The sequence below is a fragment of the Aurantiacibacter spongiae genome (assembly GCF_003815535.1).
In the GTDB taxonomy this organism is placed as follows: domain Bacteria; phylum Pseudomonadota; class Alphaproteobacteria; order Sphingomonadales; family Sphingomonadaceae; genus Alteraurantiacibacter; species Alteraurantiacibacter spongiae.
Genome location: NZ_RPFZ01000001.1, coordinates 1206867 through 1219975, shown reverse-complemented (window position 1 = coordinate 1219975; position 13109 = coordinate 1206867). Strand labels below are relative to the sequence as shown.

The window sequence follows — 13109 nt, the reverse complement described above, 5'->3', positions numbered from 1 at the left end:
CGCCCTTTCAAGCAAAGCGGGCGCGCCGGCCCGAGATTGCCGAGGTCGCGGTAATCCTTGCAAAAATCGCGCGGTGGGCGCGCCCCTTTCATTGCGCTAGAGCGCATGGTCCATGCGTATCGTGTTCAGCCGCAAGGGATTCGACAGTTCCGCAGGCGGCGGCCCCTCCCCGATCGTGAACGGGCGGCCGTTCAGCCTGCCGATCCCCGCCTACGGCAGCCTGTCGCGCACGAGCTACGCCGACCTCGGTCTTGGCGATCACGCCGTCCGGGCGAGCCGGGGGCGGCTGGGGGCGGAGGATCTGTGCCACCACGATCCCATGTTCCTGCCGGGGGAACGGGCCATGCTCGGCCAGTGCAGCGCGGCGCAGTCGCATCTCGAGAACGAGGGTGTGGGCGTGGGCGACCTGTTCGTGTTTTTCGGTCTGTTTCAGGCAGCAGGCGAACATCCGCATCACCGCCTGTTCGGATGGATGCGGGTGGCGGAAATTCTCCCCGTCGCCGAGGCTTCGCCTGCCAGGCTGGCACAGCTTGCCTCGACGGGGATGCCGCACGCACTGGGCATGCACGCACGCAACGACACCGTCTGGATGGGGCCGGGCGGAACGGCGAAGCGGGCGAGCGCCGCGCTCCGCCTGACGGTACCCGAAGGCCCGCCGAGCGTGTGGCGGGTGCCCGCCTGGTTGCCGGAAACGGGACTGAGCTACCATCGCGACGCGGCCCGCTGGTTGCCGGGCGACCGCCTGCGCAGCGCCCCGCGCGGCCAGGAATTCGTCGCGGACGTGGGCGAGCGGGCCGATGCGCGCGCATGGGCCGAACGGATCGTCGGCGAAATGCGCGGCTAGTTCGCCGGCTGCGCCGCGCCGCCTTCGTTGAGACGGTTTATCCCCTCATGCACCCGCCTTTCGATCTCGCGCCGGTCGAGGCCGGGCTCGATCGGTTCGCCGAAATGCACGCGGATCGTGCCCGGGCGCTTCCACTTGCGCTGGTAGAGCGGTCCCGAATCCACCGCCACGGGCACCACCGGCAGGCCGAGCAGCTTGTATAGCGCGGCGAACCCCGATTGCAGGCGCGGGCGCTGTCCGTGGGGGACGCGGGTGCCTTCGGGAAAGATCACCACGCTGCGCCCTTCCGCCACGTTTGGCCGTACCTCGCGCACCATGCTCATCAAGGCGCGCGCGCCCTCGTCCCGGGCGACGGGGATCGCACCGTAGACGCGCGCGGCGCGGCCCCAGCCGGGAATGGCGAACAGTTCCTTCTTGGCGAAGCCCGTCGGGTAGTCGAACAGCCACGGCAGGCTGATCGCCTCGTAGAAGCTTTCGTGCTTCACCGCATAGAGCGCGGGAAAAGCGGGGCGCGCGCCCGTCTCCTCCAGCCGGATGCCGAGGAAGATGCGCGCGCATGCCGCATGGCCGGCAGACCACCAGTCGCACATTGTCAGCGTCATCGGGCGCCACAGATGCGAACCGACCCAGGCCAGGAAGATCATCGGTATGGAGATCGCCGTGAAGGCGGCGAGAAAGGCGATGTTACGCAGGTAGATCACTTGAGCGCCTGCAAGGTCCAGGCTGCCAGGAACTTGTGATATTCGAGGAACAGCGTCCACAGGCTCACTTCGGAGCGGACCGCGTCGCGGGTCACGTCGATCTCGGGCGGAACCTGCTCGGCCAGCTCCGCGGCGGCGCGGCGCATGTGCCAGTCGGCGGTGACGAGGCGCAGCGAATTGTAGTCCCGGTCCGCCATCCACTGCGCCGTCTCACGCGCGTTGCCGCGCGTGTCGAGCGCAGCGAAGCCCAGCGTGACGCAGCAACCCATCAGCCGGTCGGAAACGTCGTATTCGCGCTGGAAATCGGCAGGCGTGACGTCCTCGCCCACGCCCGTCACCAGCATCTGCCGCGCCGCGCCCATCTCCAGCATCTGCAGCCCGCGCTCGATCCGCCCGCCGCTGCCCGTGGGCACCACGATGGCATCGGTGCGCTGCCCGTCCACCGGTTGCGGCAGGGCGGCGGCGAACCAGATGAAACCCAGCGCCCAGACGACGAGCAGCAGCGAGACGAGCCGGCGGATCACAGCATCTTCCGCAGGGCGGCGGTCACGGTAAGGCGGGCGGTCAGCATGGCGAGCGCGATACCCGCCAGCGGCACGGCTGCAAGCACCACCCAGTCGGCAATCCCCAGTCCTCCACCCGCGACCAGGCCCGAATCCAGGCCGGCGAACTGGCGTCCGAGCAGCAGGATCGCCGCCACGCCGAGCAGCAGGCCCGCCGCGCCGCCCAGCGCCGCGTCGATGCCGATGGACCGCTGGAAGATGCGGGCGATCTGTCCGTCGGTGCCCCCCAGGTGATGAATGACCTCGATCGTCTCGCGGTTGCTGCCCAGGGCGCTGCGTGCGGCCAGCCACACCGCCGCCACGCTGGTCGCGGCGAGCAGCACGATCAGGCCGAGCGCGAGGATCTGCATCGAGCGGATCGCCTCGAACACCGGGCCGAGCCAGGCCGCCTGCGCGTCCAACCGGGCGGCGGGGGCGACCCGTTCCAGCCGAGCGCGAAGGCTGCGCACCCGCTGCGCGGTGACAGGACCGGACAACGCCACGTCGATCAGCGCGGGGACGGGCACGGCGTCCTCCTCTGCGAGCGCGCCCGACCGTCCGCCAAGCCAGGGTTCGAGCAGGGCGGCCAGCTCTTCCTCGGGCACCAGCCGGACCGAGGCGATGTCGTCGCGCGCCGCGAGGTAATCGACCGCGGCGGCCGCCTGCCGGGCACGCGCCGCGGGCGCTCCCTCCACGATCTGCACGGTCAGCCCACCGGCGATCTCGGCCCGGGCGTTCTCGGCCAGGTTGTTGAGCGCCAGCCCCGCGCCCGCCGCCATCACGGTCAGCGCGATCATGATGGCGATGACCCACGGCATCGGCCCGGCGATGCGCGCCTGCGGCAGCATCCGCGCGCTTTCCCCGGCCAACCGCCGACCGAACAGCGGCAGGCCGCGGCGTACGGGAGAGGGACCGATGCCGGTCTCCTCCGCCTCGTCGTAATCGGCGTGGTAAGGCGCCTCGCTCATCGCGCGATTCTTTCGCGCCGGGGCGGATAGCGCAGCGCGCCCGTCGGGTCGGACAGCCGCCCCTTGTCGAGCCGCATGATAAGCGAATCGGGCACCTTGCGCAGCAGGTGAACGTCATGCGTGGCGACGACGACCGTCGTGCCGAGCCGGTTGAGCGCCTCGAACAGGCGCAGCAGCTTGACCGCCATGTCCGGGTCGACGTTGCCGGTCGGCTCGTCCGCCACCAGCATCTCGGGCCGGGCGATGACCGCGCGGGCTATGGCGACGCGCTGCTGCTCGCCGCCCGAAAGCGTGGCCGGACGTGCCTCGGCCCGGTGATCCAGTCCGACCCAGTCGAGCATGTCCGCCACCGGCTTGCGGATGTCCTGCTCCCCCATGCCGGAAATGCGCAGGGGCAGGGCCACGTTGTCGAACGCGGTGAGGTGCGGCACGAGGCGGAAGTCCTGGAACACGGTGCCGATGCGGCGGCGGAATTCGGGCAGGGACCGGCGCGCGGCGGTAATCACGTCCTCGCCGAACATGCGGATCATCCCGCGACTGGGCCGCTGGGCGAGGTAGAGCAGCTTCAGCATGGATGTCTTGCCCGCACCGCTGGCGCCCGTGAGGAAGTAGAAGCTGCCCGGATAGAGCGTGAACGAGATATCGCTCAGCACCTCGCGCTCGGTGCCGTAGCGCAGTCCGACATTGTCGAACTGGACGATGGACGCGTCGCTCCCGGTCATGGCCGCTCGGTACGGCCGCCGGGGGCGATGGGGAAGCGGGAAACGGACATTCGCACGGCCTATAGGACGTGCCGCTTGTGGAAAAAAGGCGTTTGGCGCCCGCCCCGCCCGGCGATGCGCTTGTTGCGCGGTGCCCCCGGGCGTAGCAAGGCGGAACGGCCATGATCATTCAGTGCCCCGCCTGTGCGACCCGCTATGTCGTGCCCGATACCGCCCTGGGGGTCGAAGGGCGGACCGTGCGCTGCGCCAAGTGCCGCCACAGCTGGTTCCAGGAAGGGCCCGGTATCGCCGCGCCGCCCGGGGAACCGCCAGCCGCCCCCGATCCCGCGCCGCCCGCTGCTCCGCCGCCGGCCCGGTCCGCTCCCCCGCCGCAGCGTGAGCCGGACGAGGATTACGAGCGCGCGCCGATCATCCCGCCCGCGCCGGCAGGGGCCGCAACGGCTGCCGAAGACCCGGACGAACCGCCGTTCGACGATGGCCCAATCGCCGCACCCGCGTCGCGCCCGGCGCCCGCAAACGCCGCGCCGCGCAGCCACGAAGAGGGTGCGCAGCCCTCCCGGTTCGAGCGCGAACCGCCCTTTCGCCCCCGGCGCAATCCGCTGAAGATGTGGACGTGGGCGGCGGCGATCTTCGCGCTCATCGCGGCCGGGACGATCCTGGCCGTCTCGTTCTGGGGTCTGCCCGACTGGGTGCCGGTGGAACGCCCGACCTTCGCCGCCAACCAGCCCGACCTGCAACTCGATTTCCCCCCGGCGCAGCAGGAGCGGCGGCAACTGCCCAACGGCACCGAATTCTTCGGCGCGAGCGGCACGATCACCAATATCGGAACCACCAGTCGCGCCGTGCCCACGATCCTGATCGTGCTGCGCGACGCGCGCGACCGGATCGTCTACAGCTGGGAAGTTCCGCCCCCGCAGCGCAGCCTGGCCCCGGGCGAGACCGTCCCGGTGAACGAGGCGGTGACGGACATCCCCCGCTCCGCCCGCTTCGCGGAGATCGGCTGGAAGCCCGACTGATCGTTCGTCGCGAGAGTGGTCGCATCTTCACCTTGCAGCGCTGCATCGGTGCTGCTAGGGGCGCGCTCCTACCGGGACGGGCGGCCACGGCGGCCCTTCCAGCATGATGTGCGGTCGTGGCGGAACTGGTAGACGCGCAACGTTGAGGTCGTTGTGGCCGAAAGGCCGTGGAAGTTCGAGTCTTCTCGACCGCACCATACCCATCCTGCAGTCATCGCGTATGCCGCCGGGGCGCGGCAAACGGCACACGGGTGTTCGAATTCCGGCCTTGCGGAGCCTGCTGTTAGCGCTACCATGACCTGCGGGCGGCGCACAGTCCGTCGGTAGCGTCAGGAGAGCGGCTCGCGATGATGGAGGGCACACGAACGGTTCGCGCGGCTGCGCTGGCCCTGTCGCTCGCGGGGTGCGCCACGACGCCGGTGACCGATACGCCGTCCGGTCATATCATCCGCGACCGGTTCACGGCAGACCCCGCGCCCCTGGTCGTGGGCGACACGCTTTACCTTTATGTCGGCCATGACCAGGCCGGACCGGGCGAGATGTTCGATATGCGCGAGTGGCTCGCCTATTCGACCACGAACATGCAGGACTGGACCTATCGCGGCCCGATCATGAATGTGGCGGATTTCGGCTGGGCGAAACAGGATGCCTGGGCTTCGCAAGTGGTCCGCAAGGACGGTCGCTACTGGTTCTACGCCGCCGTGGAGCACGACGACAGCAATCCGGGCAAGGCCATCGGCGTCGCGGTATCGAACAGCCCCACCGGCCCGTTCGTCGATGCCAAGGGGTCGGCGCTCGTCACCAACGACATGACGCCCAGGGGTACGCACAGCTGGGAGGACATCGATCCCACGGTCTTTACCGACGACGACGGTACGAGCTAGATCGCCTGGGGGAACCGGCAGTGCTACATCGCTCGGCTCAAGCCGAACATGATCGACATCGACGGTCCGATCAGGGAGATAACCCCGCCGTTCTTCGAAGAGGGTCCGTGGCTCCACAAGCGCGGCGACCTCTATTACCTCACCTATGCCTCGCTGGACCGCGCAACGCAGACCAACGAGCATATTTCCTACGCCACCGCGCCGTCGATCGAGGGGCCCTGGACGCCTCGCGGCCTGCTGGCGGACGCCGGGCGCAACAGCTTTACCATTCATCCGGGCATCGCCGAGTTCCGGGGGCGCTGGTATCTGTTCGCCCACGATGCTGACATGGCCATCGCCGGGGAGGAGGGCGCCCTCGGCCGCCGGGCGGTCACCGTCTGGCCCCTGACCTACAATCCCCACGGAACCATGAAGCCCGTCGTCCAGACGCATGAGGATGACGACCGAAAATGATCTTTCCGACCAGTAGCAGAACCTCGGCAAACTCTGTCCTGGCAGCGGTGACGTTCGCCTTCGTGGCGCTGGCGACGCCGGCGCTGGCGCAGGATGATCGCATGGTAGAGATCGATGCACCAACGCAGCCCGCCGCGGTCGACCTCGATACGGGGCGCCTGCCGGGCGCCACGACGGAGGAAAGCTGGCACAGCCAGTATGGCAGCATGTTTGCGCGTAACGTTACGCAGGCGACGCTGACCCCGTTCCTTCCCGATCCGGCACGGGCGAATGGAACCGCCGTCATCGTCGCTCCCGGCGGGGGTTTTCGCACCTTGTCCATGGAAAACGAGGGTTGGGACGTCGCGCAGGCGCTTGCCGACCGGGGCGTCGCCGCCTTCGTCCTGAAATATCGTCTGAACCAGACGCCAGCCGCGCTCGACGAGTTCGCCGAATCCATGGAGCGGATGTTCACGGAAGGGGGCCAACGGCCGCCACGCGGCTCCGCCGAGGAAGTCCGCGCGCTGGCTCCGCAGATCGCCGATGCCGAAGCGGCTTTCGACCTGGTGCGCCACCGCGCGGCGCAATGGCACGTCGATCCGGACCGGATCGGCATGATCGGATTTTCAGCTGGCGCCATGCTGACCCTGGCGACGGAGTTGCGGGGGGACGCGGCCGACCCCGCCTTCATCGCCACGATCTACGGGCCGCTCGCGTCCGTTCCGGTGCCGGACGACGCGCCCCCGCTTTTCGTCGCCCTGGCGGCGGATGACGGATTGTTCGCCGATAGCGGCTTCGGACTGATCGAGGCGTGGCGCACGGCGGGAAGGCCGGTGGAATTCCATCTGTACGAACAGGGCGGGCACGGCTTCGGCATGTATCCCAAGGACACCACGAGCACCGGGTGGTTCGACGCCTTTGCCAGCCGGCTCACCATGCATGGCTGGATGGGAAAGATGCCGTGACCGCCGGCTTGGCAAATCCTTCGTAACGCCACCGGGCGAGCGTCCGGCGCGCGTCTTCCGACGAGCCGAACTGGAAGCCGATCTGGCTGCGGTAGGCGAGGACGGCCGCAGTCTTGCGTTCCAGGATCTCGTCCGAAAGACAGGCACGCTCGATCCCTCGCGGTGCTGCCGCCTCTCGCATCGCATAGGGAAAGTCCTCCCACAGCACCGCGCCGGGGGCAATTCGTGCCAGGGCTTCGCGCACCGCCAGGTGATCCACGTGACCGCCGACACCGCAGGGACCGTAGATGATATCCGGCCTGCGACGCGCGATGACCGGGCGGAGCGCCTCGGCGACGGTTTCGATCGCATCGTCGCTGGCCTTTAGCGCACCGAACAGCGCGGCGGCGTTCTCGTAACCGCGATGCGGCGCCTCGAGCAGCGGCAGATGGACGCAGCGGGCGCCGATCGCCGCACATGCCACCACATCCTCCGCCCGGCGCAGCGCCATGTAGTCAGCATCCTTGTCCAGTCCCTTGTCGAGCTGGCAGGCGAGCGCGAAGCCCGCGGGATTTGCGACGCTGCCGGTGAAGCAGGTGACGACAGTGACGACGTCGCCCGCATCCGCATGGGCCGCCAGGGTGCCGCCGGCGGAAAAGACCGCGTCGTCGAGATGCGGGGAGATCGCCAGCACCCGGCTCACAGCAGATGCGGCTCCGCGCGGAAACGGCAGTCCGGGTCTGCCGGCAGCACGGGATCGAACGATGTCGGCCCGCCGCTGCCGCGAAGCTGCCCGTAGATCCCGGCAATCATGCCGCCGACCACGTCCCAGCTGTAGACCGCGCGGCATTCGGTAAGCGCGGCGTCGGCAAGCCGGTGGCGCTCGCCCTCGTCGTCGATCAGGCGTTGCAGGCAGGCCGCCTGCGCTTCCACGTCGCCCGGTTCGATCAGCAAGCCGTTTTCCGCGTCGCGCAGGCAATCGGAAACGCCGACCGCGTGGCACGAGACGATCGCCAGTCCGCTCGCCATCGCTTCGAGGATGGTGTTGGAAAACCCTTCCGCATAGGTGGGCGAAGCGAAGATGTGGTGCTCGCGGTAGATCTGCGGCACGTCGGCGTAATCGGCATAACCGGTGAAGACGATACGCTCGCCCAGATCTCTTTTCGCGGTCAGCGCCTTCGCCGCGTCGAGATCGGGTCCGATCCCCGAAATGGTCGCGCGCCAATCCCCCGTCAGACGGTCGCAGGCGGCGATGAAGTCGAGGACGCCCTTCCGGCGGTCGACGCGGCCGTGGTAGAGGATGCGAACGGTGTTCCCGTCGCCCAGCGTGCCGGGCGTAAAGCGCTTCGTATCGACCGCGCCGGGAATGAGGGTGAAGCGATCCATTGGCGTGCCGAGCCGGTCATGCACTTCGCGGGCGAAGCTCTCTCCGCCGATCAGCACGGCATCCGCATGATCCAGAACGCGGACCATCGCCGCCCGGTGCGTCTCGCAACACGAACCGACCCAGTGGCCGTCGCCGCCCTGGATCGACACCACGACCGGCAGGCCGAGCCGCTGTCCGGCAAGCAGCGCCGCCCAGCCGGTCGGGTAGCCGTATTGGGCGTGAAGCAGATCGAAGGGGGCGGCGGCGTGCTCGCGTTCTATCGTCGCCACGATGGTGTCGATGTCGCGTTCGAAGTCGGCGGCGGTATCGTTCGCCAGCTGCTCTCCAAGCTGCTCGAGTCCGATGACCTTCACGCCCGCGACACCGGGCGGCGGGCCGCCCCCGTACACGCCCTTGCCGAAGTCGTCTCCGCGATACTGGCTTATCATGGTGACGTCGTGACCGCGTGCGACCAGCTGGCGCAGCAGGTTGATGGCGTAGATGGACATGCCGCTGATGGCGGGAAAGAAGCGGCGGCTGACAAAGCAGGTTCTCATGCCGGCTCGTGGTCCTTCAGATAGGCGATGCTTTCGGGAATAGCCTCGTGCGCGCGCGGGCTTTCGCGCGAAAGTTCTACCGAAACGAGGCGCTCGAAACCGATGTCCGACAGCGCCGCGAGCACGGCGGGGATGTCCATGTCGCCCTCCCCGAAAGGCAGATGGACGTGAACGCCCGTCGCCATGTCCTCGATGGCAACGGTGCCGAGATGGTCGGCGTGCCGGCGTACGGCGTCGGCGGGGTCGATGTCGCCGCTCACGAGGCAATGTCCGGTGTCGAGCGCCAGCTTGAGGCGCGGGTGGCGGGCGCGCAGGTCTGCCCATTCTCCGCACGTTTCGATCAGCATTCCCGGTTCCGGTTCGAACGCGGCATCGACCCCGATCGCCTCGGCGTGGTCGAGCACGCGCGCCAGGCCCTCGTGCAGCCATTCCATCGCATCCTCCCGCCCGGTTCCGGGACGAGGAACGCCGGCCCAGAAGCTGACCGCATCGGCCCGCCAGATCGCCGCGATGTCGAGCGCGCGGGTCAGAAAACCGATGCGCCTCTCGCGCCCTTCGGGTTCGGGCGAGATCAGCGTCGGTTCGTGCTTGGACCGCGGATCGAGCAGGAAGCGGGCTCCTGTCTCGACGACGGCACCGAGCCCGAGTTCGCTTAGCAGGCGGGCAACGCGCTCCGCTTCGGCACGCCAGCCGGGGGCCAGCGGGTCGCAGTGATGATGGTCGAGCGTGATCGCGGCCCCGGCATAGCCGCTGTCGGCGATCAGGCGCAGCGCGTCGTCCAGCCGGTGATTGGCCGCACCATTGGTGTTGTAGGCGTAGCGCAGTGTCATGTCGCTGCGTTTCGCGCGGCGGCGGCGTGGTGCGCCTCCGGTTCGCGATAGAGCGGGTAGAGCGGGCCGACGATCCGTTCCGCCAGCGCGGTATCGAAATAGGGTTGCCCGCCCAGCCGTTCGACCGCCTCGGGCGTGAGGCGCACCGGTTCCTTTCCCGGGCCGGGGACGAAGCCGACAAGCTCGCTGTCCATCGCCATCAGCTTGGCCACGCCGCGCTCGCCTATGCGGTAATAGCTCATCGTCTCGACCTCCATGCCCGGCACGATCAGCTTGACCGTGCTGACCGGGCAACCTTCGGGCGCCATGTCGACATAGAGGGGGTCGAACCCCGCCGCGATCACGCGTTCGAGCGCAATGCGGCCCCTGTCGCGCGGGCCGGGGCAGGGCGTGTGCGGCAGGTCGGCGAACGGCTTGCGGGTCGTCTCGGCGAGCATGTTCGGCGCGAGCCACTCGCGGATCTCGCCGGCTGCGCGCGCTTGCCAGTCGATCATGGCATCGAGCGCGCGCCGGTCACTGCTTTTCGCCGCGCCGCCGCTCTGCGCGAGGAAACGCTCGACATAGCCCGACGGACTGAGAGCGCGGGTCCGCGCCTCGTCGCCATGCGCGTAGGCCTTGCGCGATCGGCTGGCGGCATATTCGGTCAGCGCCTTCTCCAGCGCGGCGAGGGCATCGGGATGCGCCGCTTCGCCGCAGCTCGACACCATGATCGGTTCGGCGGGATCGACGTGCGTATCCTCGCCCACGCAATAGATGTTGGCGATGCCGAACTCGTCGGTCGCGAATTTGGGTATCGGGCGGATGCCGGCCTGTTCGTAGCGCGCCAGCAGGGCCGCGATGCCGGCCGGCGGATCGTGTGGCAGGCCCAGCGCCACGCCCCGGTCGAGCGCGCGGAACAGCAGGCCGTTGCCGTCTCGTTGCAGGATCTCGCAAAGTCCGTGGCCGACCGCCCAGTCGATATCCGGTCCCGCGCCCATGCCGTTCGAGATGATCGTCGTGAAAGGCGCGTATCCGGGCGACAGCTCGGCGGAATTGTAGGCGGCGAGGTCTATCGGCACGAGCACGCGGGAACCGTCCGCGTGGCGCACCGCCTCGACCCATTCCAGCACCGTGTCGCGCGCGACCGGAGAACCGGCCGGCAGGCACAGCGTCAACGGGTCTGCTGCCGCGTGCTCGCCTTCGCTGGCGATCAGGTCGGCATAGCTGGCGCGCACCTTGCTGCGCCGTGACAGCGAAAGGGCCGGGAAGGCCATTTCCGCAATCTCGCCCATCGCGCCCAGGATCGCCTGCCCTTCGTCGGCGCCGTAGCCCACGCCGTAGGGCATGACGCCGCCGAGCGGTGTCTGGTCGTCGGGAAACAGCGCGACGATCCATACAGGGATGCCCAGCCGGTCGACGGGGTCGATGGGGAAGGCGACGATCTCGCCCGCCGGGAAGGCATCGAGATAGAGTCGCGCCGCGTCGGGCAGGCCGGCGGGAAGGTCCTTATGGGCGCTGCCGGTTCTCACAGGGCGTATCTCCTGACCTGGGGCGGACGGGCCAGCGCCTCGTCCAGCACCGCGAGCGCGGTTTCGCGTCCGATCTCGGGCGCGTATTCGAAGGGGGTGAGCAGCGCCTCGAACGAGAGTGGCGCGATGACATCGCGATAGTGCCGCAACTCGCCGTGGGTCAGCGGAATGTTTCTGTGAAACGCCTTGTGGCTGGAGACATGGGTGGACCGCCCCGCCTCGTCCTGATCGACCTTGAACATGTCGCCGCAGAACAGGCGCCCGCCGCCGGCATCGTGCAGCGCCGCCTGTCCCGCGTAATGCCCGCCGACCCGGTAGAGCGTGCAGCCGGACGCCAGCTCCAGGGTCTCATCGTAGGGAGCGGTCACGCGAAACGCCTTGGTGTAGGCCAGATCGTCCTTGTGGATCGCGACGACAGGGGGATCGAATTCGCGCTGCAACTGGAACAACGCGCCGTAGCCGTGGGGATGACTGGCCGCCAGTGCGGCAATGCCGCCGAGCCGCGCGAGCGTGTCCAGCATGGGCGGCGAGTAATAGGGGGCGGCCTCGAAGGCGACGTTGCCGCCTTCGCGCACCAGCAGCCAGCCGGTTCCGCCCAGCCCGAGGGCGGGCGTCGTGGTGAAGGCCCACAACCCTTCCGCTACCTCCCGTGCCGACCCGTCGTGACTGGCGGCGACTTCGCGTTCGGGCAGGAAACGCCAGCCATCCTCCGGCAGATCGTTGCGAACGTCGGTGCAGACGGGGCACTCCGGCGGATCGAAATGCAATTGCCAGAAGCCGCAATTGGCGCAGGCGAAATGGTTCAGGGGCATGGTTGCGCCTTTCGGTAGGCCGCGAAAAAGCGGCGCGCGGCGGCGATGTCGCGCGCGATCGAGAATGTGCCTGACGGCCGTTCGCACCAATGTGCGAAAGCCAGCGCCTGCCGCACGAAGGGGGTGGTCGCGCTGTCGAAGGCGATCACCTGCCGGCCCCCGCCCGCCGCGTCTATCAGCGACACGTGCCCGCCCGCGTCCTGGCCCATCGTGTCGGTAGCGACGATCAGCCCTCCGGTCCCGGCGATCTCCAGCCGGCGGCGCGGCAGTTCCTCGGGCCAGTTGTAGGAGACGTGGCTGGAAAACAGCACGTGCGATGCGGTGCGCCCGATCACCATGCCCCCGTCCTCGACCGGGTAATCGTGGATCCGGCGCTGGAGGGTCACGGAAAGATCGCCCACCGGTTCCCCGAGCAGGTATTCCGCGAGGTCCAGCCCGTGCGGCGCGAGATCGAGCACCGCTCCGCCGCCCGCGCACCGGGGCTGCGCGCGCCAGTTTTCGCCCGTGCCCCGCGACCATTCGGGATCGACCCAGCAGCAATAGACGATGCGGATCGCGGTGACGGTTCCGAGATCGCCGGCGCGGATACGTTGGCGAACAGCCTCGTGCGCGGGATGATGGCGCTGGTCGAAAGCGGTGGCGATCGCCGTGCTACCGGAATCGGCGACCGCCGCGATACGCTCCACGCCGGCGATGTCCTCGGCCAGCGGCTTCTCGCACAAGATGGGCAGGCCCGCCGCCGCCGCCGTCTCTATCGTCCCGGCATGCAGGTGGTTGGGCGTCGCGACGTAAAGCGCGTCGAGCGCACAGCCATCCAGCATGTCCTCGAGCCGTGCGAACCCTTGCGCGCCGCGTTCCTCCGCCAGGGCACGCGCTTCGCGGGAGGGATCGCAGACCGCCGCGACGGTCCCGCCGGCGGCGGCAATGGCCGGCGCCATGTAGTCGCGCGCCACCCATCCGTAACCGGCGATTCCCCACCGCAT

The 13109-nt window shown here is 68.9% G+C and carries 13 protein-coding genes, 1 tRNA gene and 1 pseudogene; 5 read left to right on the top strand and 10 right to left on the bottom strand.

From position 1 onward, the window contains the following. Positions 1-112: 112 nt before the first annotated feature. Positions 113-844 (top strand): Nmad3 family putative nucleotide modification protein, encoded by a 732-nt coding sequence (locus tag EG799_RS05920; protein WP_123879407.1) that lies wholly within the window; start codon positions 113-115, stop codon positions 842-844. Here the strand turns inward: EG799_RS05920 and EG799_RS05915 are convergent. From EG799_RS05915 to ftsE, 4 genes are read right to left on the bottom strand one after another with little or no spacing between them, the layout of a single operon-like run. Next, entirely contained in the window at positions 841-1545 is a 705-nt protein-coding gene (locus tag EG799_RS05915) for a lysophospholipid acyltransferase family protein (RefSeq protein ID WP_234029046.1), read from the bottom strand. The genes EG799_RS05920 and EG799_RS05915 overlap by 4 nt on opposite strands. Then, positions 1542-2069, bottom strand: coding sequence for a YdcF family protein (locus tag EG799_RS05910; protein WP_123879405.1), 528 nt, complete (start codon positions 2067-2069; stop codon positions 1542-1544). The genes EG799_RS05915 and EG799_RS05910 overlap by 4 nt, the downstream gene beginning before the upstream one ends. Further along, positions 2066-3055 carry a cell division protein FtsX gene (locus EG799_RS05905; protein ID WP_234029045.1) on the bottom strand — a complete coding sequence of 330 codons (990 nt, stop codon included), beginning with the start codon at positions 3053-3055 and terminating at the stop codon, positions 2066-2068. The genes EG799_RS05910 and EG799_RS05905 overlap by 4 nt, the downstream gene beginning before the upstream one ends. After that, positions 3052-3777, bottom strand: coding sequence for a cell division ATP-binding protein FtsE (ftsE, locus tag EG799_RS05900; protein ID WP_123879403.1), 726 nt, complete (start codon positions 3775-3777; stop codon positions 3052-3054). The genes EG799_RS05905 and ftsE overlap by 4 nt, the downstream gene beginning before the upstream one ends. Before the next feature lie 161 nt (positions 3778-3938). Between ftsE and EG799_RS05895 the strand changes: the two genes are divergently transcribed. The 4 genes and pseudogenes from EG799_RS05895 (at position 3939) to EG799_RS05880 (ending at position 7074) form a co-directional block, all read left to right on the top strand. Then, positions 3939-4793, top strand: coding sequence for a zinc-ribbon domain-containing protein (locus EG799_RS05895; protein ID WP_123879401.1), 855 nt, complete (start codon positions 3939-3941; stop codon positions 4791-4793). Positions 4794-4903: 110 nt separating this feature from the next. Further along, positions 4904-4990 (top strand) — tRNA-Leu (locus tag EG799_RS05890). A 150-nt stretch (positions 4991-5140) separates the two neighbouring features. Then, a pseudogene (locus tag EG799_RS05885) lies at positions 5141-6130 on the top strand (glycoside hydrolase family 43 protein). Continuing rightward, the gene (locus tag EG799_RS05880; protein WP_123879399.1) at positions 6127-7074 is read left to right on the top strand and encodes an alpha/beta hydrolase; all 948 of its coding nucleotides are present in this window, start codon (positions 6127-6129) and stop codon (positions 7072-7074) included. The pseudogene EG799_RS05885 and the gene EG799_RS05880 overlap by 4 nt, the downstream one beginning before the upstream one ends. Here the strand turns inward: EG799_RS05880 and EG799_RS05875 are convergent. From EG799_RS05875 to EG799_RS05850, 6 genes are read right to left on the bottom strand one after another with little or no spacing between them, the layout of a single operon-like run. After that, positions 7040-7756 carry a PIG-L deacetylase family protein gene (locus tag EG799_RS05875; RefSeq protein ID WP_158611027.1) on the bottom strand — a complete coding sequence of 239 codons (717 nt, stop codon included), beginning with the start codon at positions 7754-7756 and terminating at the stop codon, positions 7040-7042. The two genes, EG799_RS05880 and EG799_RS05875, sit on opposite strands and share 35 nt — an antisense overlap. Continuing rightward, a complete protein-coding gene (locus tag EG799_RS05870; protein ID WP_123879395.1) occupies positions 7753-8976 on the bottom strand; it encodes a glycosyltransferase family 4 protein in 1224 nt (407 codons plus the stop codon). Before EG799_RS05870 ends, EG799_RS05875 begins: the two co-directional genes overlap by 4 nt. Next, the gene (locus EG799_RS05865; protein ID WP_123879393.1) at positions 8973-9806 is read right to left on the bottom strand and encodes a sugar phosphate isomerase/epimerase family protein; all 834 of its coding nucleotides are present in this window, start codon (positions 9804-9806) and stop codon (positions 8973-8975) included. Before EG799_RS05865 ends, EG799_RS05870 begins: the two co-directional genes overlap by 4 nt. Then, complete coding sequence (locus tag EG799_RS05860; protein ID WP_123879391.1) at positions 9803-11314, bottom strand: YcaO-like family protein; 1512 nt, start codon at positions 11312-11314, stop codon at positions 9803-9805. The genes EG799_RS05865 and EG799_RS05860 overlap by 4 nt, the downstream gene beginning before the upstream one ends. Further along, positions 11311-12126 carry an MBL fold metallo-hydrolase gene (locus EG799_RS05855; RefSeq protein WP_123879389.1) on the bottom strand — a complete coding sequence of 272 codons (816 nt, stop codon included), beginning with the start codon at positions 12124-12126 and terminating at the stop codon, positions 11311-11313. The genes EG799_RS05860 and EG799_RS05855 overlap by 4 nt, the downstream gene beginning before the upstream one ends. Further along, positions 12117-13109, bottom strand: a complete 993-nt coding sequence (locus tag EG799_RS05850) for a Gfo/Idh/MocA family protein (protein ID WP_123879387.1) — start codon at positions 13107-13109, stop codon at positions 12117-12119. The genes EG799_RS05855 and EG799_RS05850 overlap by 10 nt, the downstream gene beginning before the upstream one ends.

Excerpts from the sequence above, each read along its gene's own strand:
- EG799_RS05880 (WP_123879399.1), top strand. The coding sequence starts at position 6,127 with ATGATCTTTCCGACCAGTAGCAGAACCTCGGCAAACTCTGTCCTGGCA.
- EG799_RS05855 (WP_123879389.1), bottom strand. The coding sequence starts at position 12,126 with ATGCCCCTGAACCATTTCGCCTGCGCCAATTGCGGCTTCTGGCAATTG.
- EG799_RS05920 (WP_123879407.1), top strand. The coding sequence starts at position 113 with ATGCGTATCGTGTTCAGCCGCAAGGGATTCGACAGTTCCGCAGGCGGC.
- EG799_RS05870 (WP_123879395.1), bottom strand. The coding sequence starts at position 8,976 with ATGAGAACCTGCTTTGTCAGCCGCCGCTTCTTTCCCGCCATCAGCGGC.
- EG799_RS05905 (WP_234029045.1), bottom strand. The coding sequence starts at position 3,055 with ATGAGCGAGGCGCCTTACCACGCCGATTACGACGAGGCGGAGGAGACC.
- ftsE (WP_123879403.1), bottom strand. The coding sequence starts at position 3,777 with ATGACCGGGAGCGACGCGTCCATCGTCCAGTTCGACAATGTCGGACTG.
- EG799_RS05895 (WP_123879401.1), top strand. The coding sequence starts at position 3,939 with ATGATCATTCAGTGCCCCGCCTGTGCGACCCGCTATGTCGTGCCCGAT.
- EG799_RS05850 (WP_123879387.1), bottom strand. The coding sequence starts at position 13,109 with ATGCGGTGGGGAATCGCCGGTTACGGATGGGTGGCGCGCGACTACATG.
- EG799_RS05865 (WP_123879393.1), bottom strand. The coding sequence starts at position 9,806 with ATGACACTGCGCTACGCCTACAACACCAATGGTGCGGCCAATCACCGG.